Here is a 20,803-nt window from a genome sequence, read left to right as displayed (position 1 = left end):
CTAGACGTTCTCGTACGTTGACGTGTCTGCGTTGTCGTACTGCTTACTGATCGTATCCACGCGGCGGGGAAACAGGTGGTTCCCCTTGGCTACCGACTACAACAGTGTCGACCCTCACAGAGTTCCCGGATCCCATGGTGGGGACGCCCTGGGATGCGCTCTGCCCGGTTCGCCGCACCGCGCCGCCGGTGGCTTCACAGGGATGGTAGATGCGCCCCCGGCCAGTGTCCCGCAAGTGCCGAGGGTTCCCCTCTCCCGGGGCCGGGAAACGGATGTGAATCCACCCTCCGGCACGTGCTAGTGTTCTGCATGTCGGAAGGCGCGCCACACAAGCCCCGGGAAGACCGGTCCAGCGGACCGGGCGCCCCGGAGAGTGTGGCAGAATCAACTGACAACACCCAATGCGCGGGTGGCGGAATAGGCAGACGCGCTGGATTCAGGTTCCAGTGCCCGCAAGGGCGTGGGGGTTCAACTCCCCCCTCGCGCACAACAGGTCCCCCTACGGATTCGTAGGGGGACCTTTTTCTTTGTTCCGTTCCGCTGCCGCCCGTCGCGTTCGTCCGGGTCGTTGCGGGGGGCCCGGTCCGAGCCGTCAGTGCACCTTCTGCTTGTGGTGGTGATGGCCCGTGGACGGTGCGTGTCCGCGGGGGGTCTTGTGGGCGGCGACCCAGGAGGCGTTGTCCTGCCAGGCGTACAGCTCCTTGCCCTTCAGCACGGCGTTGTACGTGCCGCCGCAGGTGGCCTGGGGCTTGTGGTCGGTGCCCTTGGGGAACCAGGAGGCCTTCAGATGGGCGCGGGCCTGGGTGCCGCCCGGCTTGCAGCCGTGCGGAAGTCTGGACTCGGAGAGGGTGGCCTTCAGCAGACGGTCGCCGCCGGTGGTGGACATCCGGTAGTGGACCGCGCGCGCGGTGTCCGGCAGCCAGCGGGGCATCGAGGCGCGGTCCGACTTGGCGACCCGGCCGTTGTCGTACGAGGCCTGCTGCACATGCCTTCCCTTGAACCAGTCGACGGCGCCGGGGCCGCCGACGACCGCCAGGCTGCCGAGGCCGACGGCACCGAGGGTGACGGCCGTTACGAGGCTCGCCTTGGGGGGCATGAGGGGTCCTTTCGCGGTCCGCGGGAGCGTCCTGGTCACCTCCAAGCCTTCCCGCTTCCCGGCCCGATTGCGTCCACCTGTGGTGCAAACGGGGTGTACGCCTTCTGGTTGACCCCGGGTCCGGCATACCTCGCAGGTCTGAGGGAAGCACCCCCCGAAGGAGGGGTGGCGGCCGGGAACGCCTTGCGCGGCAAGCCCGTTGAGCCTACAGGGCAAAGTAATCGTCAAGTGGCGTGGCCCGCGCCGGATTGCGCAGGAGATCCATGGGCGTCAGCCTCAGCAAGGGCGGCAATGTCTCGCTGACCAAGGAGGCCCCGGGCCTGGCCGCGGTCACCGTCGGACTGGGCTGGGACGTACGGACCACCACGGGCAGCGACTTCGACCTCGACGCGAGCGCGCTGCTGCTGGACGCGTCCGGGAAGGTGCCGTCCAACGGGCACTTCGTCTTCTTCAACAACCTCCGCAGCGCGGACGGTTCGGTCGAGCACGCCGGTGACAACCTCACCGGTGAGGGCGAGGGCGACGACGAGTCGGTCAGGGTGAAGCTCTCGGCCGTCTCTCCCGAGATCGAGCGGATCGTCTTCCCGGTCTCGATCTACGACGGCGAGGCGCGCGCCCAGAACTTCGGCCAGGTCCGCAACGCGTTCATCCGGGTGGTCAACGAGGCCGACGGCAGGGAGCTGGCTCGCTTCGACCTGACCGAGGACGCCTCGACCGAAACCGCCATGGTCTTCGGTGAGTTGTACCGCAGCGGCGGCGACTGGAAGTTCCGCGCCATCGGCCAGGGTTACGCCTCCGGGCTCGCCGGAATAGCTGGCGACTACGGCGTCCAGCTGTAACCGGCAGAAAGCGGAACGGGGTCGACCACTCCCGCGACGGGAGCGGCCGACCCCGTGCGGCCCGCCGGGGATCAGCTCCCGTACGGGTCGGCGGGCTCAGGCGGCCAGGCGGCTGACCAGTTCCTTGGCCTTGGTGGCCGCGTCCTCGTGCGCCTTGGCCTTGGAGGCGTCGGCCAGCTCGATCAGGTCGGCCATCGCCGGGTTGGTGCGGGCCAGCGTCAGCTCCGGAACGATGAACTCGACCTCAAGGCCGAGCATGCCGCCCAGCACCTTCTCCAGGTAGGTCTGGACGAACTCGAAGCCCTCCCGGGGCGTGCCGGGCGCGTAGGAGCCGCCGCGGCTGGCCACCACGACCACCGGGGTACCGGCGGCGGTCGGCTTCTCGCCCGCGGTGCGGCCCATGATGATCACCTGGTCCAGCCAGGCCTTCAGGGTGGAGGGAATGGTGAAGTTGTACATCGGCGCGCCGATGAGGACGGCGTCGGCCTCCTCCAGCTCGGCGGCGAGCTGGTCGCGCAGCACGAAGGCGGCGGACTGCTCGGGGGTGCGCTGGTCGGGCGCGGTGAAACCGGCCAGGGCGGCGTCCGTCTCCAGGTGCGGCAGCGGCTCGACGGCGAGGTCGCGGTAGATGACCTTGCCGTGCGGGTGCTGGGCCTCCCACTCCTTGCGGAAGGTGGCGGTGACATCGCGGGATGCCGAGCCCTGCGGGTACAGGGACGAGTCAAGGTGCAGCAGGGTGGCCATGGGGGTACCTCCGACAAGGAAGTTGAAATCCGTACGTCAACTATAGATACCACACCTACTTACAAAACTGCAGCCCCTAACCGGGAGGGGGGTACGATGGAGGGCATGGCGGTCCCCCAGGAATGCAGCGCGGTCGACCAAGGCATCACGCGGGTGTTCGCGCTGCTCGGCAAGCGGTGGACCGGCGTGATCATCGCCGTGCTCATGAGCAACGGCCGCTCGCACTTCGCCGAGCTGCGCCGGTCCATCCCAGGGATCAGTGAACGGATGCTCTCGGACCGTCTCACCGAACTTGCCGGTGCCGGGCTGCTGGTGCGCCAGGTGGACGAAGGTCCGCCGCTGCGGGTGAGCTACGAACTCACTTCCGCGGGCGACGCGTTGGCCCCCGCGATGAACGAACTCGCCGACTGGGCCGCGAAGCACATGCCGGAGGCCCCGCCGTGCCCCCGCGGCCCGGCCGCCTGACCCTCCCTGCGGGCGTGGGTGCTCGGGGTTCGGGGGCCTGCCCCCGGGAAGGCCCTTCCATCCCGGGGCGCGCGCACTTTCAGGACTCAGGACGCACGGATGTGCGCCCGTACCGCTCCAGGTACTCCGCGAACCGCGCCAGATCCTCCTGTGACCAGTCCGCGAGTCGCTCGCGGAAGACCGCCCGGCGGCTGGCCGCTACCGACGCCAGGGTCTCGTACCCCAGCGATGTGGGGTGCAGCACCTGCACCCGCTGGTCGTCCGGGTCGGGGCGGCGCTCCACGAAACCCAGCTTCTCCAGCGCCGCGACCTGCCTGCTGACCGTGGACTTGTCCAGCAGGTAGTGCGCCGCCAGGTCCGTCGCCCGGCATCCCTGCTGGTCGGCGAGGTGTGCCAGCAGGGTGAAGGAGACCAGCGACAACTCGGGGTGCATACGGGCGGCCGTCGCCCTGGCGCGCCGAGCGAAGGCGGTCAGTTCGCGCTGGATCGTCTCGACGGATTCGTCCCGGTTGGGGGGCATGGTGGTTCTCCCTTCAGGTGGTTGTATAGTACAACGTGAATGTCGTTGCAAAAGCCAACCAGTTTCCTCGGAGGCCCCACCGATGACCGGGAACACACAGCCTGGCGCGATCCGCCATGTCCTCACCCATCTGCTGACCCCGCTGCTGATGTGCGTCGGCATGGGCCTCGGCTACCTGGGCGCCTTCGGCGATCCGGCTCCGCACCATCTGCCGGTCGCCGTCGTCGGACGGGCGCCCGCACAACTGGTGATGGCGCAGACCCTCCAGGACAAGGCCGGTGAAGCGCTCGACGTACGGACGGTGCCGTCCCGCCTCGACGCGGTGCGGCTGCTGGAGGACCGGCAGGTCTTCGGCGCGTACGTGGCCGGTGGTGCGCAGCCGGAACTGCTGGTCGCCTCGGCCGGTTCCGATACCAACGCCTCGGCCGTGGAGAAGGTCTTCACCCCGGTCGCCGCCCGGCAGGGCGCGCCGCTGAAGGTCACCGACGTGGTCCCGCCCGCACCGCACGACCCCACCGGGCAGGGGCTGTTCTTCCTGCTGGTCGCGGTGAGCATCGGCTCCTACGCCTCGGTCGCGGTGATCGGCGGAGCGGGCGCGGTGCTGCCGATGCGGATACGGGCACTGCTGGCCGTCGGGATGTCGCTGGCGGTGAGCGCGGTCGGCGCCCTGTTCGCCGGCCCGGTCTTCCACATCGTCGACCACGGGCTGCCCGGCGTGTGGGGGCTGGTCTGGGTGTACTCGGCCGGAATCCTGCTGGTCGGAACCGGTCTGCACACCTTCCTCAAGCGTTGGACCACGCTGGGGGTGATGGTGCTGTTCGTCATGCTGAACTTCACCAGCTCCGGCGGCATCTTCCGGCCCGAGTTGCAGAACGGGTTCTTCGGCGCGCTGCACGCCTTCTGGAACGGCGCCGGGTTCATCGAAGGCGCCCGCGACCTGGTCTACTTCGGCAGCCGCGGCCTGGGCGGCAACGTCCTCACGCTGGTCGTATGGCTGGCCGTCGGCGCCCTGGCGGTGGCGGCGGCGGCTCTCACCGAACGCCGCCGGCGCGTCGTCGAGGAGGCCGTGGCGGTCACGGCCGTCGAGGCGGAAGAGGAAACCGAAGAGGAGATGGAAGAGGCCGTCGCGGTCTGACGCCCCGAGGGGCTCGGGGCGCCCCGACTAGGCCGACGGCAGCGGAAGTTCGAACCACACCACCTTTCCCACCGCCTGGCGGCTCGTCCCCCAGCGGTGGGAGAGGTTGCTGACCAGGGCGAGCCCCCGGCCGTCCTCGTCGTCCTCGTCCGCGCGCCGCAACTGCGGCAGGTTGTGGTCGTCGTCGCTGACCTCGACCAGCAGCTTGCCCACCCGCATCAGCCGAAGATGCACCTCATGACCGGCCACCCGCAGCGCGTTGGTCACCAGCTCGCTGACCAAGAGCTCCGCCAGGTCGCCGAGTTGGCCGAGCCCCCAGTCGGCGAGCTGCTTACGGGTGAACGCACGCGCCGTGCGCACCTCCGAGTGGTCGAGCCGCAGCCGCCGTTCGGCGACGTCCTGCGGCGCGATGCCCTCGAACCGCGCCACGAGCAGCGCCACATCGTCGCCGCGCTCCTCGTAGTGCACCTTGCTGAGGATCTGGTTGCACACGTCCTCGGGCGTCTGCTGCGGCTCGATGACGTTGGCGCACAGCGCGGCCAGCCCCGCGTCTATACCCTGCCCGCGCACCTCCACCAGGCCGTCGGTGCACAGCACCAGCCAACTCCCGTCCGGCACCGGGATCTCCACCGTCTCGAACGGCACCCCGCCGACGCCGATGGGCGCCCCCTCCGGGATCCGCAGCGGTTCGCTGCGCCCGTCGTGCCGGGCCAGCACCGGCGGGATGTGGCCCGCGTTGGCCACCGACAGGGTGCGGTGGATCGGGTCGTACACCGCGTAGACACAGGTCGCGAGGTGGTCCGTGGTGCCGAGCCGGTGCGCCAGGTTGTCCAGGTGGCGCAGCAGCTGCGCGGGCGGCAGGTCGAGCGCGGCCATGGTCTGTACGGCGGTGCGGAACTGGCCCATCACCGCGGCGCTCAGCAGCCCGTGCCCCATCACGTCACCGACCACCAACGCGACCCGGCCGCCGGGGAGTTGGATGGCGTCGAACCAGTCGCCGCCGACCTGCGCCTGGCGGTCGCCTGGACGGTAGTGGTGGGCGATCCGCACCCCGGGGATACGCGGCGGACTGCTCGGCAGCATGCTGCGTTGCAAGGTGGCGGCGGCGCGCGACTCCAGCCGGTGCAACCGCGCGTTGTCCAGGTGCACGGCGCCGCGCGCGGCGAACTCCACCGCGGTCGCGGCGTCCTTGACGTCGAACGGCCGCCGGTCCGGGTCCCGTACGAACCGCATCTGGCCCAGCACCACACCGCGTGCGATGAGCGGGGTGACCAGTATCGAACGCCCGGCGAGCAGATCGCCGAGGGCCGCGGCGCCCAGATCGGCGGCCACGTCCTCGGCCAGCGCCGGATCAACCACCGGCACCAGCAGCGGTTCGGCCAGCCCGGACGCCTGCCCGCTCGGTCCCGCGGGCAACGAGAACAACTCGCCCTCCGGCACCATGGAATCCCACGACGTACCGGCGCAGTTGCCGGACACCGCCAGTCTGCGCACGGTGACGGTCCGGTCCCTGCCCCGCCCGGACGGCGAGCCGTCGCGCAGGGCGTCGGAGAAGAGGTCGTCGACGATGAGCACACTGGCGAAGTCGGCGAACCGCGGCACCGCCACCGAGCACAACTCGGCCGCCGTGGTCTCGGGTTCGAGGGTGGTGCCGACCCGTGCACCGGTCTCCCGGAGCAGCGCGAGCTGCTGGTCGAGCACCCCGCCGGGCGCGGGTGACGGAAAGCCGGGTGGCGGTACGGGTGTGAGGGGCGGCCTTTTGCGGGTGCGGTGCCGTGGCGCGGCGGGGAGTTCGGCGCGCCGCCGGGCGGGCACGGCGGGGTCACCACGGCGACCGGTCCGCGACGACTGGCCCGCCTCGTACGGCAGGACGGCGAGCGGTGCGCTGCCCTCGATCTGGAGCGCGGGGGCGCCGAGTCGGGCGATCTGCCGGGTGATCCGGTCCAGCCGCCCGGGGCTGACCCGGGGCAGTGCATCGGCCAGCCGTATGGTCAGCCGCGGCTCGGCGCCTTCGTGGGGCGCGGGGGTGAACCGAGGCGTGAGCCGGACGCCGTCCGCCGCCGCCGTCTCGGCGAGCACATAGGGCAGCATGCGGTCGCCGATGGCCAGCCGCAGGGCGCCGGAGCGCAGCGGCTTGGCGTGCGCGGCCAGCACCAGCAGACCGCTGCCGACCGGTTTGGCCGTCCGGTACGACCACCACAGCGTGTCGCGCAGCGCACCGGCGTGGTCGGTGACCGGGAAGGCACCGCACCACCGGGGCTCGCTCAGGCCGTCCAGCATCTCGATGGCGTCCCGGTCGCCGGACGCGGGCGGTTCGGCGGGGGCGGGCAGCAGGCCCCTGGCGCGGTGGCCGAAGACGGACTCCCAGCGGTGGCCGAACAGCTCCTCCGCGCCCCGGTTCCAGTAGGAGACGTCCCCGTCGGCGTCGACGCAGACCACGGCCAGCCGCAGCAGGGCGGCGATTCCGTCGGGCGGCGGATGTCCGTCGTGGGACTGCTCGCCGAGCGGCTTGATCATCTTGTCCAACGTCGTGCACCCGAGGTCGTTGTGGGAGGCGGCCGAAGGAGTGGCGGCCCTGACAAGGCAAGCATGAAACGTCACAGGAGTTTGGGAAAATACCGAGTTTGACCGCCCGTGGTGGGAGCGAGCCGCTATGGCCCCGGACATCGGCTCACGCCGGCCCGCGCGGTACGCGCCGGACGGCGGTTCGGGGCGACGGTGGAACGGCCGGTGCGCGGCTCCTCGTAGGCTGGGCGGGTGATGAACCCGGAGGGCGTACAGCCAGAGCAGCAGGGTGCGGAGGACCGCCTGGAGAAGGCGGTGCGGGCCGCGGAGCAGGCGCTGATCGAGTTCGAGATCGCGGTGGAGACCTTCCGGGTCGAGGTGGAGAACTTCTCCCGGCTGCACCACCAGCGGCTTGGCCCCATGTACACCAGGCTGGACGAACTGGACGCGCTGATCGCCGAGGCGGTCGCCGCGCACACCGGTGAGCGCGAGGACATCGCGCGTGCCTGGGAGGCCCGCGCCCTGGTGATGCCCATGCCGGGCGTCGAGGAGCTGTTCGAGGGGCTGCTGGGCTCCGACGGCGTGCGGCAGGTGGACGACCCGCAGGCGCCGCGCCGGGTCCGGCCCGGCGAGGAGGCCCGCCGCCTCTACCGCGAGCTGGTCCGCCAGGCCCACCCCGACCTTGCCCAGGACGAGGCGGAGCAGAAGCGGCGGGGCGACTTCATCGCCCGCGTCAACGAGGCCTACGGCTACGGGGACGAGGCCGCGCTGCGCGCGCTCGCGGAGGAGTGGGCGGCCGGGCCCCCGGCTGAGCGGCCCGCGCCCAGCAAGGCGGAGGAACTCTACGCACGTCTTGAGTGGCTGGCGGAGCGCAAGGAGGCGCTCGCGGCGGTCGCCGCCGAGCTGGAGGCCAGTGCGATCGGCCAGATGATGAAGATAGCCCCCGAGGACCCGGACGGGCTGCTCAACGAGATCGCCGAGCAACTGCTCGCCCAGGTCGCGGAACGGGAGCGGCGGCTGGCGGAGCTGCTGCGTCCGGCCGCCGACTGACCGGGGCGACGAGATACGTTGGAACGGGATCGATCCCCAGGACCCTGGAAAGGCTGACCCATGAACTTCGCCCCGCTGCCCGAGGTGCAGGCCGCCGCCGTGCCGTCCGACGGGTTCCTGCTGGATGTCCGGGAGGACGACGAGTGGGCGGCCGGGCACGCCGAGCAGGCGGTGCACATTCCGATGAGCGAGCTGGTCGCCCGGTTCGGCGAGGTGCCGGCGGACCAGCGGGTGCATGTGGTGTGCCGGGTCGGCGGGCGCTCCGCGCAGGTCGCCCAGTATCTGATCGCCCAGGGTCTGGACGCGGTCAACGTGGACGGCGGCATGCTCGCCTGGGAGCGGGCCGGCCGCCCGCTGGTCACCGACCACGGCGGCCCCGCGGTGGTCGTCTAGGGGCGCATGGCGGCTACGCCGGGACGGAGGTCCCCTCCGCCACGACGCGGGCAGCCGCTTCGGGGGAGCCGGTCCGGCGGTGCCATGACGTCCGTCAGCGGCCTTCGGCCGCGGGCACCGCACCCGCGACGAGGCTCGTGCCGGGGCCTGGCGGCAGCAGGCCCACAGCACCGCGCCGGAGGCGAACTCTCACCCGGTGTGAGCGGCCAGTAGCGCGCCCAGCCGTTCCTCATGGGCGGCGGCCGGGCCCAGGGACAACTCCAGCGTCTTGGCCCAGGCGTGATAGCGGTGCAGCGCGTAGTCGGTGTCGGCGCCGAAGCCGCCGTGCAGGTGCTGCGCGGTCTGTACCACGCGGCGCACGCCTTCCGCGGCCCAGATCTTGGCCACCGACACATCGGCGGTGACCGGCAGTTGGCCCGCGGTGCCGGTGCTCAGCCGCCAGGCGGCCTGCCAGAGGGTGACCTCCATCGCGCGGGTGTCGATGTAGCGGTCCGCGGCCTGTACGGCGACCGCCTGGAAGGTCGCGATCGGATGCCCGAACTGCTCGCGCTTACCGGTGTATTCGCTGGTCATGGCGACCACGCGGGTGGCCAGCCCGAGCGCCAGTGCACAGGTGCCGGTGGCCAGCAGATCGCGCAGCCACTCCCAGGCCCCGGCGGCGGTCACCACGTCACCGGCCGGGACCGCCACCGAGTCCAGCCGCAACCGCGCGTAGCGCTCACCGTTGGTGGACACCTGGTCGTCCAGGACCAAACCCTCCTGCACCCGCGGCACCAGCGCGATCACCGTACGGTCGGCGGCGGTACGGGCCGGGACCAGCAGGTGATCGGCCTGCTGCGCCCACGGCACGGCGGTCTGCGCCCCGTCCAGCAGCCATGCTCCGTTCGACTCCCTTGCGGTGACGGCGAGTTCGGCCGGTTCGTGCCCGGTGCGGCCGCTGGCGGCGACGGAGAGCACGGTCTCGCCGCGGCCGACGGCGGGCAGCAGCCGCGCCTTCAACTCGCCCTCGCCGTAGGTCTGGACGGTCAGTGCGGCGGCGCAGGTCTCCAGCAGTGGAACGCGTGCCAGCACCCGCCCGGCCTCGCGCAGCACCAGGCACAGCGCGACCGGATCGAGTCCGGCGCCGCCGTACTCGGGGCCGAGCACCAGGCCCAGCAGATCGGCGTCGGCGAGCCTGCGCCACAGCGCGCGGTCGAAGTCGGCGGCGACCGCACCCGGCGTCAGCGACGGGCTGGGTACCGCGTCGGGCGCCACCGACGAGAAGACCGCGCGCGCCGCCTCCACGGCGGCCTGCTGCTCCTCGCTGAAGCTGAAGTCCACTGCTCGCCCCTCCCACCGCTGCACCACTTACTGACAGGGCGTCAGGTTAGAACAGGTTCTATCAACTGAACAGGCTCCGGGACGCGTGGAGTCGGACTCCCAGGTGGGCGCCTCGCGCCTTACGCGTCGAAGTCCACCGTCACGCGCTCGGTGGCCGGATGGGACTGGCAGGCCAGCACATATCCGGCCGCCAACTCATCCGGTTCCAAGGCGAAGTTTCGGTCCATCCGCACCTCACCCTCGACCAGCCGCACCCTGCAGGTGCCGCACACCCCTCCCTTGCACGCGTACGGCGCGTCGGCGCGGTTGCGCAGCACTGTCTCCAGTACCGACTCCCCCTCCCGGGCGGGCCAGCTGCCACCGCGTCCGTCCAACGTCGCACTGATCGTGGCGCCGGTGGCGTTGCCGGTCGCCGCCGTGCCGGGGGCCTTCGCGGAGCCCTCGTCCACATGGAAGATCTCCTGGTGGATCCGGCCCCTTGGCACCCCGAGGCCGCGCAACGCCCGCTCGGCGTCCTCGACCAGACCGTACGGCCCGCACAGGAACCAGCCGTCCACGCTCTCCGGCCGCAACAGCGCGGGCAGCAGCTCGGTGAGCCGCTCCTGGTCGAGCCGTCCCGTCGGCAGACCGGCCTGCTGCTCCTCCCGGGAGAGCACATGGACGAGCTGGAGCCGGTCCGGATAGCGGTCCTTGAGGTCGGCCACCTCTTCCAGGAACATCGTCGAGGCCGTGGACCGGTCGCTGCGTATCAGACAGAAGCGTGCCTGCGGCTGCCGCTCCAGTACCGTCGCGGCGATCGACAGCACCGGGGTGATGCCGCTGCCGCCCACGATCGCCGCATAGTGCCCGGGACCGGACAGCGGCAGTGCGTGCCCGAACCGTCCCGCCGGGGTCATCACCTCCAGCGTCTCGCCCTTCACCAGCTCCTTGAGCGCGTAGGTGGAGAACTCGCCGCCCTCCACCAGCCGTACCCCGACCCGCAGCCGCCGCGGCCCCTCCGACTCGGCAGCCGGTGCCGGGTCGCATACGGAGTAAGTACGGCGTATCTCCCCGCCGTTGGCGTACCGCCGTAGCGCGATGTGCTGGCCCGGCGCGAAGCGGAAGACGTCACGCAACTCGGCGGGCACCTCGAAGGTGAGCACCACCGCGTCGTCGGTGAGCCGCTCGACGTCCGTCACCCGCAGTGGATGGAAGGCGCCGTGCCGGGCGACGGAACCGGCCACCATCAGAACTCCTTGAAGTGGTCGAAGGGCTCACCGCACGAATCGCACCGCCGAAGCGACTTGCAGGCCGTGGACGAGAAGCGGTTCAGCAGCGAGGTGTCCAGCGAGCCGCAGTGCGGACAGCGCACCGACAGCGTCAACGGCACCGGCCCGCCCGCCCTGGTCGGTCGCGGTGGCGCTATGCCGAACTCCGCGAGCTTGCGGCGCCCTTCGGCGCTGATCGCGTCGCTGCTCCAGGGTGGCGACAGGACGGTCCGTACCGACACCTCCGCCATGCCGCGCTCCGTAAGCCGCTCGGTGATGTCGGCCGCCATCGCCTCGACCGCCGGGCAGCCGGTGTAGGTCGGGGTCAGCTCGACCTCCACCCGGCCGGGGCCGGTGACCCGCACCCCGCGCAGCACGCCCAGTTCGTCCAGGGTGAGTACCGGCAGTTCGGGGTCGGGGACGCTGCCCGCGATCCGCCGTAGCTCCTCCTCCAGCACCGTGGTCACCATGACGCTCCCGGGTGTGCGCGGTGCAGATGCTGCATCTCGGCGAGCATCCGGCCGAACGGCTCGGTGTGGATCCCCTGCCGTCCGGCGCCAGCCGCCCACGGGGTGTGGTCCGGCCCATCCGGCAGGGTCAAGGTGGCCTGCCGTATCACCGCGCCGACCGCGTCCTGCCAGCGCTCGCGCAGCGCGCCGGGGTCCACCGGCAGCCCCTCCACCGGGGCGAACAACTCGCCGGTGTACCGCCACAGGGCGTCCAGGGCGCGCTGCATCCGTGTCCGGCTCTCCGGCGTGCCGTCGCCCAGCCGCAGTGTCCACTGCACCGCGTGGTCCTGGTGGTAGGCCACCTCCTTGACCGCTCGCGCGGCCAGTGCCGCCAGTTCGCCCTCGGTCGCCGCCAACTCCGCGTACAGCAGGCCCTGGTAGCAGGAGAAGTAGAGCTGGCGCGCGATCGTGGTGGCGAAGTCGCCGTTCGGCTGCTCCACCAACTGCACGTTGCGGAAGGCGCGTTCCTCCCGCAGATAGGCCAACTCGTCCTCGTCGCCGACCATCGAGTACAGGAAGCGGGCCTGACCCAGCAGGTCCAGCGCGATGTTGGCCAGCGCCACCTCCTCTTCCAGTGCCGGCGCGTGACCGATCCACTCGCCCAGCCGGTGGGAGAGCACCAGCGCGTCATCGGCGAGCGACAGGGCCGCGGTGGTGGGCACGGTCGTCGTGGTCACAGGTGCTTCACCCCCTCCGGGATCGTGTAGAAGGTCGGATGGCGGTACGTCTTGTCGGCCGCCGGTTCGAAGAACGGGTCCTTCTCGTCCGGGGACGAGGCGGTGATCGCGGCGGCGGGCACCACCCAGATCGACACGCCCTCGCCGCGCCGGGTGAACAGGTCCCGTGCGTTGCGCAGCGCCATGGTGGCGTCCGGGGCGTGCAGGCTGCCCGCGTGGCTGTGGCTCAGTCCCCGCCTGCTGCGCACGAAGACCTCCCACAGCGGCCAGTCGGTGTTCTCGCCGCTCATACCGCCATCGCCTCCTGGCCCGTCCTCGTCAGCTGTTTGGCCGCGTACGCGGCGGCCGCCTCGCGCACCCAGGCGCCCTCCTCATGGGCGGTGCGACGCTGGTTCAGCCGCTGCTCGTTGCACGGGCCGTTGCCGCGCAGCACCTGCTGGAACTCCTCCCAGTCGATCGCCCCGAAGTCCCACCGGCCGCGCTCCTCGTTCCACCGCAGGTTTGGGTCGGGCAGTGTCAGGCCCAGCGCCTCGGCCTGGGGGACGCATATGTCCACGAAGCGCTGGCGCAGCTCGTCGTTGGAGTGCCGCTTGATGCGCCAGGCCATGGACTGCGCGGAGTGCGCGGACTCGTCGTCCGGCGGGCCGAACATCATCAGCGACGGCCACCACCAGCGGTTGACGGCGTCCTGCGCCATCGCGTGCTGCTCCTCGGTGCCGTGCGACAGCGTGTGCAGCAGCTCGTAGCCCTGGCGCTGGTGGAAGGACTCCTCCTTGCACACCCGCACCATCGCCCGGGCGTACGGCCCGTACGAGCAGCGGCACAGCGGCACCTGGTTGGTGATCGCGGCGCCGTCCACCAGCCAGCCGATGGCGCCCATGTCCGCCCAGGTGAGGGTGGGGTAGTTGAAGATCGAGCTGTAGCGCTGGCGGCCGGAGTGCAGCTTGTCCAGCAGTTCCTCGCGGCTGACGCCCAGGGTCTCGGCCGCTCCGTACAGATACAGGCCGTGTCCGGCCTCGTCCTGCACCTTGGCGATCAGGATGGCCTTGCGGCGCAGGCTGGGCGCCCGGGTGATCCAGTTGGCCTCCGGCTGCATGCCGATGATCTCGGAGTGCGCGTGCTGCGCTATCTGCCGGATCAGGGTGGTCCGGTAGGCGTCCGGCATCCAGTCGCGTGGCTCGACGCGACCGTCCGCACTCACCACCGCGTCGAACTCCGCCACCAGCTCGGCGGGTGCCGTCTTGTCGGCGGCGCCAGCCGCCGGTGCCGTGGTCATCACAGAAGCCTCCCTGCTCCCGACCGACCGTTCGGTTCAATGGTGGAGCCGGCGACGTAGGGTGTCAAGGCTGATCCAGGGCTGTGGAAAACCCTCGCTCTGGGGCGGCCCCGCCCTGTGGAAAACCTGCACGGCCTGTCCTACCGGCGGCGGCATGAGTACCGTTCCGGTGCGAACGGCCACAGCGAAGAGACGGGGAACGACATGGAGCCACCCGAGTCCAGGGCGGCGGACGAGACAGCGGGGTCCAGCCCACCCGACACCGTGGGTCCCCCGGCCTCCGGCGACGCCGGAACCGCCGCGGGCGACGCGGCGCGGACCGCTGACGGTGCCGACGAACTGGGCGGGATATCCCGTCTCTCGGTGACCTCGCGAATCGTGCTCGCCCTCGCCGTGGCGGCCGTCACGGTGGGCGCCGCCGTCCACCTCGCGATGGTCTTCCTGCACGTCGCCCCGACGAACACGCTCTCCCAGAAGTACGCCCAGGCGATCAACGGCTACATCTATCCGGAGTTCGAGCAGAACTGGAAGCTGTTCGCGCCCAACCCGCTCCAGGAGAACAGCGATGTCCAGGCGCGCGCCGAAGTGCGCAAGCCGGACGGCACCCTCGTCACCACCGGCTGGGTCGACCTGACCGCGATGGACATCGCGCGGATACGCCACAACCCGATCCCCAGCCACACCGAGCAGAACGAACTGCGCCGCGCCTGGTCCTTCTACACCGACACGCACGACGACCAGAACCGCTCCAACGGACTGCGCGGTGACCTCGCCCAGTCCTACGTCCTGCGGATCGTGGCGCACCGCTTCGGTCCGCACCTCAACGGCGGCGACGTACAGCGCGTCCAGGTGCGCTCGGCGACCGCGGCGGTGGGCGCCCCGCCGTGGAGCACGGAGAAGATCGACACCCGGACCTACTACCGCGTCCTTCCGTGGTGGGCCGTCAGCCCCGAGGACTTCACGTGACCGACCAGCCCACCGCCGCCCGCCGCCCGTCGACCGGCCCGGCCACCGCGCCCGTACCGTCGCCGTTCGCCGGGCTGCTGCGCGGCGTCGACCGTACGGTCGCACGCGGCCTGTCGCGGATCACCGGCAGCGCCATCGCGCCCTACCAGTCCGCGGTCGTCCGCATCGGCTTCTCGCTGACCTGGCTGCTGTTCCTGCTCCGCGAGTGGCCGCACCGCGACGAGCTCTACGGGCCGGGCAGCCCGTGGAGTTGGGACATGGCCCGCACCCTGATCGGCACCAACCACGCCTTCAGCGTACTGATGTGGTCCGACAGCAGGCTGTGGTTCGAGGTCGTCTACACGGCCGCCATCGCGTTCAGCGTCATGCTGCTGCTCGGTTGGCGGACCCGTACCGCCTCGATCCTGTTCATGATCGGGGTGCTGGCGCTACAGAACCGCAGCGTGTTCGTGGGCGACGGCGGCGACAACGTCCTGCACATCATGGCCATCTACCTGGCGTTCACCCGCTGCGGACAGGTCTGGTCGCTGGACGGCCGGCGGGCCCGCCGTGCCGCCGCCTGCGCTGCGCCCGGCCGTGATCCGGTGGGGCTCGTCCTGTGGATCGGCTCCGCCCTCGTGTTGGCCTGGGCCACCGCGGTCGGCGACCTCAGCGGCTTCTGGGCGGTCGCGCTGTGGACGGCGCTGGCGACGCAGGCGGCCTGGTGGCTGGTGCGCCGCCACGCCCCCGGTGAGCCGCGAACCGTGCTCGACATGATCGCCAACCTGGTGCACGGCGGGGCGATGCTGGTCATCGTCGTCGAGGTGTGCCTGGTCTACGCGACGGCCGGCTGGTACAAGATCCAGGGCTCGCGCTGGGAGGACGGCACCGCCCTGTACTACCCGCTGCACCTCAACGACTTCACCCCCTGGCCCGCGCTCTCCCACGCGCTCGCGGGCAACGGCCTGATGGTCATGCTGATCACCTACGGCACGGTGATCGTGCAGGTCGCCTTCCCGTTCACGCTGTTCAACCGCCGGGTGAAGAACGTGCTGCTGGCCCTGATGATGTGCGAGCACGCGGGGATCGCGGTCATCCTGGGGCTGCCGTTCTTCTCCCTGGCGATGATCGCGGCGGACGCGGTCTTCCTGCCCACCGGGTTCCTGCGCTGGATCGGCGACCGCGTCGTCCGTCTGCTGCGCCCGGCCCGCAGGGCCGTCATCCCCCGGCAGCGCTCCGCGGACGAGCCGACGACGTCCACCTTGGTGTAGCGGACGGGTCTAAGCGTGCCGCGTGGTGGACAGCCAGTGGTACAGGCCCATGGCGACGCTGGTGGCCAGGTTGAAGCTGGACACCTGCGGTCGCATCGGGATCGCGAGCAACTTCGTCGCCTGGGCGCGCAGTTGCTCCGACACCCCGTGGCGTTCCGAGCCGAACGCCAGTAGCGCGTCGTCCGGGATGGAGGTCGAGCGGATGTCCTCGCCCTCCGGATCGAGGACGTACAACGGTCCCTGGGGAAGGCCGGCGGGGTCCAGTCGTTCCACGGCCGTGGCGAAGTGCAGCCCCGCGGAGGCGCGCACGGCGTTGGGGTGCCAGGGGTCGAGGTCGCCGGTGGTGACCACACCGGTGGCGTCGAACCCGGCGGCGAGCCGGATGACGGCGCCGACGTTGCCCAGGTTGCGTGGATTGTCCAGCACCACAACGGGAGTTGGCCGAGGCAGCCGGTTCAGCGTCCCGATGTTGGCCTGAGCGCTGGGCCGGATCGCCAGGGCGGCGACACCGGTGGGATGGGCCCTGGGCACCAACTCCCGCAGCACCTCGGCCGGAACCTCCCGGGCCATCGCGTCCAGCCGGTCGGCGACATCGTTCGCCAGCTTCCCGGAAAGCGCCCGCACCGCCGCCCTGTCGCTGGTGAGCACCAGCCGTATGTCCGCGCCGAAGCGCAGTGCGTGCTTCAGCGCGTGGAAGCCGTCCAGCAGCACGGCCCCGGGGGCGATGGTGCGCCACTCCAGCGCCGCGGCCATGGCTTCGTCCTCGCTCATGGCCTCAGCCTACGGTCCGCCCCGCCGCCCTCGGGGCGGCCCCGGGTGGGGTCCGCCCCGTCTGGTCGGCGCGCCTTCGCTACTGCGGCCTGCGCACCTCCACCGTCCGGAACCGGCTCGCCACGAACGCCCCGTCGCACAGCGCCGCGTTGGCCGCCGGGTTGCCCCCGGTGCCGTGGAAGTCGGCGAACGCGGCGGTCTGGTTGACGTACACCCCGCCGGTGAGGTTCAGCGACAGCTGGGCCAGCTCCTCGACGCACACCTCCTCGATCGCCCGCTCCACCTCCGGCGAGGTGGTGTAGGCGCCGACCGTCATCGCGCCCTTCTCCCGGATCGTGCGGCGCAGCAACTCGGTGGCGTCCGCCGTGGAGTCCACCGCGACGGCGAAGGAGACCGGGCCGAAGCACTCGGACAGATACGCCGCCTCCGCGTCCGGCTTCGCCCCGTCGAGCGAGACGATCACCGGGGTGCGGACCACCGCGTCGGGGAACTCCGGGTGCGCCACGGTCCGCGAGGCCAGCGCCACCGAGCCCAGCGACGGGGCGGCCTCAAGCCGCTCCAGCACCTGCGGGTTGACGATCGCGCCCAGCAGCGCGTTGGCCCGGGCGTCGTCGCCCAGCAGCCCCTCCACCGCCGCCGCGAGGTCGGCCACCACGTCGTCGTAGCTCTTGTGCCCGGCGTCGGTGTCGATGCCGCCGCGGGGGATCAGCAGGTTCTGCGGGGTGGTGCACATCTGGCCGCTGTAGAGCGACAGGGCGAACGCGAGGTTGGAGAGCATGCCGCGGTAGTTGTCGGTGGAGTCGATGACCACCGTGTTCACCCCGGCCTTCTCGGTGAACACCTGCGCCTGCCGGGCGTTGGCCTCCAGCCAGTCGCCGAAAGCGGTCGAGCCGGTGTAGTCGATGATCCGGATCTCCGGGCGGACGGCGAGCGACTTGGCCAGCCCCTCGTCCGGCCGCTCGGCCGCCAGGCACACCAGGTTCGGGTCGAATCCGGCCTCGGCCAGCACCTCGCGGGCCAGCCGGACGGTGAGCGCCAGCGGCAGCACAGCGCGCGGATGCGGCTTGACCAGCACCGGGTTGCCGGTCGCCAGGGAGGCGAACAGGCCCGGGAAGCCGTTCCAGGTGGGGAAGGTGTTGCAGCCGATGAGCAGGGCGACGCCGCGCGGCACGGGCGTGAACGTGGTCCGCAGCCGCAGCGGATCGCGCTTGCCCTGCGGCTTGACCCACTCCGCCCCGCCGGGCACCCGGGTCTGCTCCTCGTAGGCGTAGGCCACCGCCTCCAGGCCCCGGTCCTGCGCGTGCGGGCCGCCCGCCTGGAAGGCCATGGTGAACGCCTGGCCGGTGGTGTGCATGACCGCGTGCGCGAACTCATGGCTGGCCGCGTTGATCCGGGCCAGCACCTCCAGGCAGACCATGGCGCGGGTCTCGGCTCCGGCCTCCCGCCAGCGCGGGATCGCCGCCCGCATCGCGGGCAGCAGCGCGTCGACGTCCGGGTGCGGGTAGCTGATCCCCAACTCGATGCCGTACGGGGAGGCTTCGGCGCCCGTCCAGTCGTCGGTGCCGGTCTGGTCCAGGTCGAAGCGCCGGCCCAGTAGCGCCTCGAAGGCGGCCTTCCCCTCGGCCGCGTCCATTCCGCTGCCGTCTCCGTAGGCCTTCGGGTGCTCGGGGTACGGCGACCAGTACTCGCGCGTACGGATCGCCTGGAGAGCCTTGTCCAAAGTGGCTCGATGCCGTTCGATCAGCTGTGCGGCGGAAAGCTCTGCGGCCATGCGGCCACTCCTCGCTGAGTGGGTACGGGCAATATGGTGTGCGGGATCAGTCTTGACCGAATGGTCGGTCGGGGCAAGAGGGGCTTTCGGTCCTGTGGACAACTCTGGGAGCGGACACGATGAAAGAACCGGTCGCGCGCACCACCGTCGCCGTCGTCGGCACCGGCACCATGGGCCAGGGAATCGCACAGGTCGCACTGGTCGCGGGCCACCCGGTGGTGCTCTACGACGCGGTGCACGGCCGGGTCGAGCAGGCCGCGGGGGCGATATCCGCCCGCCTGGACCGGCTGGTGGACAAGGGCCGGATCGGCAAGGCCGCGCGGGACGCCGCCGTGGCCGCGATCACCCCGGCGGACGAACTGGCCGGGCTCGCCCACGCCGGTCTGGTGATCGAGGCGGTGGCCGAGGACCTGTCCGTGAAGCAGCGGTTGTTCACCGACCTGGAAGCCGTCGTCGCGGACGACTGCGTGCTGGCCACCAACACCTCCTCGCTGTCCGTCACCGCCATCGCGGGCGCTCTGCGGCTGCCCGGTCGCTTCGTCGGGCTGCACTTCTTCAATCCGGCCCCGCTGCTTCCGCTGGTCGAGGTGGTCTCCGGGTACGCCACCGACGAGTCGGTGGCCGACTTCGCGTACGAGACGGCGGCGGCCTGGGGCAAGACACCGGTGCGCTGCACCGACACCCCCGGCTTCATCGTCAACAGGATCGCCCGCCCGTTCTACGCGGAGGCGTTCCGGCTGCATGAGGAGCGGGCCGCGGACCCGGCCACCATCGACGCTGTGCTGCGCGAGAGCGGCGGCTTTCGCATGGGGCCGTTCGAACTCACCGACCTGATCGGCCAGGACGTCAACGAGGCGGTGACCAGGTCCGTTTGGGAGTCCTTCTTCCAGGACCCGAAGTTCACCCCCTCGCTCGCCCAGCGCCGACTCGTGCAGTCCGGCCTGCACGGCCGCAAGTCCGGCCGGGGTTGGTTCCGTTACGGGTCGCAGGACGACCAGCCGGAACCGCACACCGCGACTGCGGGCGACCCGCCGGAGGCGGTGGTCTTCACCGACGGTCCGGCGCCGGTCCGCGAGTTGGTCCAACTGGTGGCCGAAGCCGGAATTCCGGTGCGCCGCTCGGGGGTTGGCCGATACGGCTTCCTCGGGCTGCCCGAATCCGGCCAGTTGATGCTCGCGGACGGCTCGCTCGCGGCAAGCCACGGCACGGACACCATCCAGTTCGACCTGGCCCTGGACTACCGGGGCGCCACCCGGATCGCCCTGGCCCCGGCGCAGGGCGCGGCGCCCGAGGCGGTGGCGGCGGCGGTCGGCCTGTTCCAGGCCCTGGGCAAGCGGGTCAGCGTGGTGCGTGACACTCCGGGGCTGATCGTCGCCCGTACCGTGGCGATGCTGGTCGACTTCGCGGCGGACGCCGTCGCACGGGGCGTCGCCTCGCCCGCCGACGTCGACACCGCCATGCGGCTCGGCGTCAACTACCCGCTCGGGCCCCTGGAGTGGGGCGAGCGGCTGACGCCGAGGTGGGTGGCCGGAGTGCTCGACCGGCTGCACGGCAGCTACCCCACCGGCCGCTATGCGCCCTGTGTGGCGCTGAGCCGCTGGAGCACGTCGCCGGGAGGTGTGCTCTCATCATGACCATGGCACAGCGCGGCACCTCCGACCCCAAGCGGGACACCTACACGCCCGAAACCCTCCTCGCGGTCGCCGTCGAGGTGTTCAACGAACGCGGTTACGACGGGACCTCGATGGAGCATCTGTCGCGCGCCGCCGGTATCTCGAAGTCGTCGATCTACCACCATGTGCGCGGCAAGGAGGAGTTGCTGGAGCGCGCGGTGGGACGCGCGCTCGACGGCCTGTTCGGCATCCTGGAGGAGCCGCGGGCGTGCCAGGGCCGGGCCGTCGAACGGCTGGAGTACGCGGTCCACCGCACCGCGGACGTGCTGATGGCGGAGCTGCCGTACGTCACCCTGCTGCTGCGGGTGCGCGGCAACACGCACACCGAGCGCTGGGCGTTGGAGCGGCGCCGGGAGTTCGACCAGCGGATGGCGGAGCTGCTCGACGCGGCGGTCGCCGAGGGCGACCTACGGGCGGACCTCGACGTGCGGCTCGCCACCCGGCTGCTGTTCGGCATGATCAACTCGATCGTGGAGTGGTACCGGCCGGCGGCCGGCGGCCCGGCGGTCAGCCCCCAGGTGTCGGACACCGTGGTGCGGCTCGCCTTCGACGGCCTGCGGACGTAGGCGGCCCCCGCGCGGTCCCGTCGGAGTCCC

At 71.3% G+C, this 20,803-nt stretch carries 21 protein-coding genes and 1 tRNA gene; 10 read left to right on the top strand and 12 right to left on the bottom strand.

Annotated elements, in window-relative coordinates; all coding sequences use genetic code 11:
• The first annotated feature begins 403 nt into the window (after positions 1 to 403).
• Positions 404 to 487: transfer RNA gene (locus O5O46_RS12150), tRNA-Leu, on the top strand.
• Positions 488 to 592: 105 nt separating this feature from the next.
• On the opposite strand, the gene O5O46_RS12145 is transcribed toward O5O46_RS12150, so the two are convergent.
• The gene (locus tag O5O46_RS12145; RefSeq protein WP_269855364.1) at positions 593 to 1,096 is read right to left on the bottom strand and encodes a hypothetical protein; all 504 of its coding nucleotides are present in this window, start codon (positions 1,094 to 1,096) and stop codon (positions 593 to 595) included.
• Between the two features lie 263 nt (positions 1,097 to 1,359).
• On the opposite strand from O5O46_RS12145, the gene O5O46_RS12140 reads away from it, so the two are divergent.
• The gene (locus O5O46_RS12140) at positions 1,360 to 1,935 is read left to right on the top strand and encodes a TerD family protein (protein WP_269855363.1); all 576 of its coding nucleotides are present in this window, start codon (positions 1,360 to 1,362) and stop codon (positions 1,933 to 1,935) included.
• A gap of 96 nt (positions 1,936 to 2,031) precedes the next feature.
• Here the strand turns inward: O5O46_RS12140 and O5O46_RS12135 are convergent, their stop codons facing one another.
• The gene (locus tag O5O46_RS12135) at positions 2,032 to 2,679 is read right to left on the bottom strand and encodes an FMN-dependent NADH-azoreductase (RefSeq protein WP_269855362.1); all 648 of its coding nucleotides are present in this window, start codon (positions 2,677 to 2,679) and stop codon (positions 2,032 to 2,034) included.
• Positions 2,680 to 2,784: 105 nt separating this feature from the next.
• Here O5O46_RS12135 and O5O46_RS12130 point away from each other — a divergent pair, with 105 nt between their 5' ends.
• Positions 2,785 to 3,144: a winged helix-turn-helix transcriptional regulator gene (locus O5O46_RS12130; protein ID WP_269855361.1), complete on the top strand. Its 360-nt coding sequence runs from the start codon at positions 2,785 to 2,787 to the stop codon at positions 3,142 to 3,144.
• Positions 3,145 to 3,223: 79 nt separating this feature from the next.
• On the opposite strand, the gene O5O46_RS12125 is transcribed toward O5O46_RS12130, so the two are convergent.
• Complete coding sequence (locus tag O5O46_RS12125; RefSeq protein ID WP_269855360.1) at positions 3,224 to 3,664, bottom strand: MarR family winged helix-turn-helix transcriptional regulator; 441 nt, start codon at positions 3,662 to 3,664, stop codon at positions 3,224 to 3,226.
• 82 nt (positions 3,665 to 3,746) lie between these two features.
• Here O5O46_RS12125 and O5O46_RS12120 point away from each other — a divergent pair, with 82 nt between their 5' ends.
• On the top strand, positions 3,747 to 4,799 hold the full coding sequence (locus O5O46_RS12120) for a hypothetical protein (protein ID WP_269855359.1): 1,053 nt from the start codon (positions 3,747 to 3,749) through the stop codon (positions 4,797 to 4,799).
• Between the two features lie 27 nt (positions 4,800 to 4,826).
• Here the strand turns inward: O5O46_RS12120 and O5O46_RS12115 are convergent, their stop codons facing one another.
• Positions 4,827 to 7,316, bottom strand: coding sequence for an ATP-binding SpoIIE family protein phosphatase (locus O5O46_RS12115; protein ID WP_269855358.1), 2,490 nt, complete (start codon positions 7,314 to 7,316; stop codon positions 4,827 to 4,829).
• A 243-nt stretch (positions 7,317 to 7,559) separates the two neighbouring features.
• On the opposite strand from O5O46_RS12115, the gene O5O46_RS12110 reads away from it, so the two are divergent.
• Positions 7,560 to 8,354: a hypothetical protein gene (locus O5O46_RS12110; protein WP_269855568.1), complete on the top strand. Its 795-nt coding sequence runs from the start codon at positions 7,560 to 7,562 to the stop codon at positions 8,352 to 8,354.
• 60 nt (positions 8,355 to 8,414) lie between these two features.
• Entirely contained in the window at positions 8,415 to 8,747 is a 333-nt protein-coding gene (locus O5O46_RS12105) for a rhodanese-like domain-containing protein (protein ID WP_269855357.1), read from the top strand.
• A gap of 189 nt (positions 8,748 to 8,936) precedes the next feature.
• Here the strand turns inward: O5O46_RS12105 and O5O46_RS12100 are convergent, their stop codons facing one another.
• The 6 genes from O5O46_RS12100 to paaA form a co-directional block, all read right to left on the bottom strand.
• Positions 8,937 to 10,067: an acyl-CoA dehydrogenase family protein gene (locus tag O5O46_RS12100; RefSeq protein WP_269855356.1), complete on the bottom strand. Its 1,131-nt coding sequence runs from the start codon at positions 10,065 to 10,067 to the stop codon at positions 8,937 to 8,939.
• 119 nt (positions 10,068 to 10,186) lie between these two features.
• Positions 10,187 to 11,293 carry a 1,2-phenylacetyl-CoA epoxidase subunit PaaE gene (paaE, locus tag O5O46_RS12095; protein ID WP_269855355.1) on the bottom strand — a complete coding sequence of 369 codons (1,107 nt, stop codon included), beginning with the start codon at positions 11,291 to 11,293 and terminating at the stop codon, positions 10,187 to 10,189.
• Positions 11,293 to 11,784: a 1,2-phenylacetyl-CoA epoxidase subunit PaaD gene (gene paaD / locus O5O46_RS12090; RefSeq protein ID WP_269855354.1), complete on the bottom strand. Its 492-nt coding sequence runs from the start codon at positions 11,782 to 11,784 to the stop codon at positions 11,293 to 11,295. The genes paaE and paaD overlap by 1 nt, the downstream gene beginning before the upstream one ends.
• Positions 11,778 to 12,500: a 1,2-phenylacetyl-CoA epoxidase subunit PaaC gene (gene paaC / locus O5O46_RS12085; RefSeq protein WP_269855353.1), complete on the bottom strand. Its 723-nt coding sequence runs from the start codon at positions 12,498 to 12,500 to the stop codon at positions 11,778 to 11,780. Before paaC ends, paaD begins: the two co-directional genes overlap by 7 nt.
• Positions 12,497 to 12,790 carry a 1,2-phenylacetyl-CoA epoxidase subunit PaaB gene (paaB, locus tag O5O46_RS12080; protein WP_269855352.1) on the bottom strand — a complete coding sequence of 98 codons (294 nt, stop codon included), beginning with the start codon at positions 12,788 to 12,790 and terminating at the stop codon, positions 12,497 to 12,499. The genes paaC and paaB overlap by 4 nt, the downstream gene beginning before the upstream one ends.
• On the bottom strand, positions 12,787 to 13,776 hold the full coding sequence (paaA, locus tag O5O46_RS12075; protein ID WP_269855351.1) for a 1,2-phenylacetyl-CoA epoxidase subunit PaaA: 990 nt from the start codon (positions 13,774 to 13,776) through the stop codon (positions 12,787 to 12,789). Before paaA ends, paaB begins: the two co-directional genes overlap by 4 nt.
• 204 nt (positions 13,777 to 13,980) lie before the next feature.
• Here paaA and O5O46_RS12070 point away from each other — a divergent pair, with 204 nt between their 5' ends.
• Together O5O46_RS12070 and O5O46_RS12065 are read left to right on the top strand one after the other, a co-directional pair.
• The gene (locus O5O46_RS12070; RefSeq protein ID WP_269855350.1) at positions 13,981 to 14,742 is read left to right on the top strand and encodes a DUF5819 family protein; all 762 of its coding nucleotides are present in this window, start codon (positions 13,981 to 13,983) and stop codon (positions 14,740 to 14,742) included.
• Positions 14,739 to 15,992, top strand: coding sequence for an HTTM domain-containing protein (locus O5O46_RS12065; RefSeq protein ID WP_443072469.1), 1,254 nt, complete (start codon positions 14,739 to 14,741; stop codon positions 15,990 to 15,992). The genes O5O46_RS12070 and O5O46_RS12065 overlap by 4 nt, the downstream gene beginning before the upstream one ends.
• Before the next feature lie 9 nt (positions 15,993 to 16,001).
• Here O5O46_RS12065 and O5O46_RS12060 read toward each other — a convergent pair whose 3' ends face one another.
• Together O5O46_RS12060 and paaN are read right to left on the bottom strand one after the other, a co-directional pair.
• On the bottom strand, positions 16,002 to 16,763 hold the full coding sequence (locus O5O46_RS12060; protein WP_269855349.1) for a TrmH family RNA methyltransferase: 762 nt from the start codon (positions 16,761 to 16,763) through the stop codon (positions 16,002 to 16,004).
• A gap of 79 nt (positions 16,764 to 16,842) precedes the next feature.
• A complete protein-coding gene (gene paaN, locus O5O46_RS12055; protein WP_269855348.1) occupies positions 16,843 to 18,534 on the bottom strand; it encodes a phenylacetic acid degradation protein PaaN in 1,692 nt (563 codons plus the stop codon).
• A 119-nt stretch (positions 18,535 to 18,653) separates the two neighbouring features.
• Between paaN and O5O46_RS12050 the strand changes: the two genes are divergently transcribed.
• Entirely contained in the window at positions 18,654 to 20,168 is a 1,515-nt protein-coding gene (locus O5O46_RS12050) for a 3-hydroxyacyl-CoA dehydrogenase (protein WP_269855347.1), read from the top strand.
• Positions 20,165 to 20,773, top strand: coding sequence for a TetR/AcrR family transcriptional regulator (locus O5O46_RS12045; protein WP_443072467.1), 609 nt, complete (start codon positions 20,165 to 20,167; stop codon positions 20,771 to 20,773). The genes O5O46_RS12050 and O5O46_RS12045 overlap by 4 nt, the downstream gene beginning before the upstream one ends.
• The last annotated feature ends 30 nt before the right edge of the window (positions 20,774 to 20,803 follow it).

The organism is Streptomyces sp. RPT161 (assembly GCF_027533845.1).
GTDB classification, from domain to species: Bacteria; Actinomycetota; Actinomycetes; order Streptomycetales; family Streptomycetaceae; genus Streptantibioticus_A; species Streptantibioticus_A silvisoli_A.
Note: the sequence above shows the minus strand (reverse complement) of the source record. Positions and strands in the feature narration are given on the sequence as shown.

What these genes read in the sequence shown, in the direction of transcription:
- O5O46_RS12110 (WP_269855568.1), top strand. Translation starts at nt 7,560, where the DNA reads ATGAACCCGGAGGGCGTACAGCCAGAGCAGCAGGGTGCGGAGGACCGC.
- paaE (WP_269855355.1), bottom strand. Translation starts at nt 11,293, where the DNA reads ATGGTGGCCGGTTCCGTCGCCCGGCACGGCGCCTTCCATCCACTGCGG.
- O5O46_RS12115 (WP_269855358.1), bottom strand. Translation starts at nt 7,316, where the DNA reads ATGATCAAGCCGCTCGGCGAGCAGTCCCACGACGGACATCCGCCGCCC.
- O5O46_RS12070 (WP_269855350.1), top strand. Translation starts at nt 13,981, where the DNA reads ATGGAGCCACCCGAGTCCAGGGCGGCGGACGAGACAGCGGGGTCCAGC.
- paaN (WP_269855348.1), bottom strand. Translation starts at nt 18,534, where the DNA reads ATGGCCGCAGAGCTTTCCGCCGCACAGCTGATCGAACGGCATCGAGCC.
- O5O46_RS12050 (WP_269855347.1), top strand. Translation starts at nt 18,654, where the DNA reads ATGAAAGAACCGGTCGCGCGCACCACCGTCGCCGTCGTCGGCACCGGC.
- O5O46_RS12060 (WP_269855349.1), bottom strand. Translation starts at nt 16,763, where the DNA reads ATGAGCGAGGACGAAGCCATGGCCGCGGCGCTGGAGTGGCGCACCATC.
- O5O46_RS12135 (WP_269855362.1), bottom strand. Translation starts at nt 2,679, where the DNA reads ATGGCCACCCTGCTGCACCTTGACTCGTCCCTGTACCCGCAGGGCTCG.
- O5O46_RS12105 (WP_269855357.1), top strand. Translation starts at nt 8,415, where the DNA reads ATGAACTTCGCCCCGCTGCCCGAGGTGCAGGCCGCCGCCGTGCCGTCC.
- O5O46_RS12120 (WP_269855359.1), top strand. Translation starts at nt 3,747, where the DNA reads ATGACCGGGAACACACAGCCTGGCGCGATCCGCCATGTCCTCACCCAT.
- O5O46_RS12125 (WP_269855360.1), bottom strand. Translation starts at nt 3,664, where the DNA reads ATGCCCCCCAACCGGGACGAATCCGTCGAGACGATCCAGCGCGAACTG.
- paaD (WP_269855354.1), bottom strand. Translation starts at nt 11,784, where the DNA reads ATGGTGACCACGGTGCTGGAGGAGGAGCTACGGCGGATCGCGGGCAGC.
- O5O46_RS12145 (WP_269855364.1), bottom strand. Translation starts at nt 1,096, where the DNA reads ATGCCCCCCAAGGCGAGCCTCGTAACGGCCGTCACCCTCGGTGCCGTC.
- paaA (WP_269855351.1), bottom strand. Translation starts at nt 13,776, where the DNA reads ATGACCACGGCACCGGCGGCTGGCGCCGCCGACAAGACGGCACCCGCC.
- paaB (WP_269855352.1), bottom strand. Translation starts at nt 12,790, where the DNA reads ATGAGCGGCGAGAACACCGACTGGCCGCTGTGGGAGGTCTTCGTGCGC.
- O5O46_RS12045 (WP_443072467.1), top strand. Translation starts at nt 20,165, where the DNA reads ATGACCATGGCACAGCGCGGCACCTCCGACCCCAAGCGGGACACCTAC.
- O5O46_RS12130 (WP_269855361.1), top strand. Translation starts at nt 2,785, where the DNA reads ATGGCGGTCCCCCAGGAATGCAGCGCGGTCGACCAAGGCATCACGCGG.
- O5O46_RS12140 (WP_269855363.1), top strand. Translation starts at nt 1,360, where the DNA reads ATGGGCGTCAGCCTCAGCAAGGGCGGCAATGTCTCGCTGACCAAGGAG.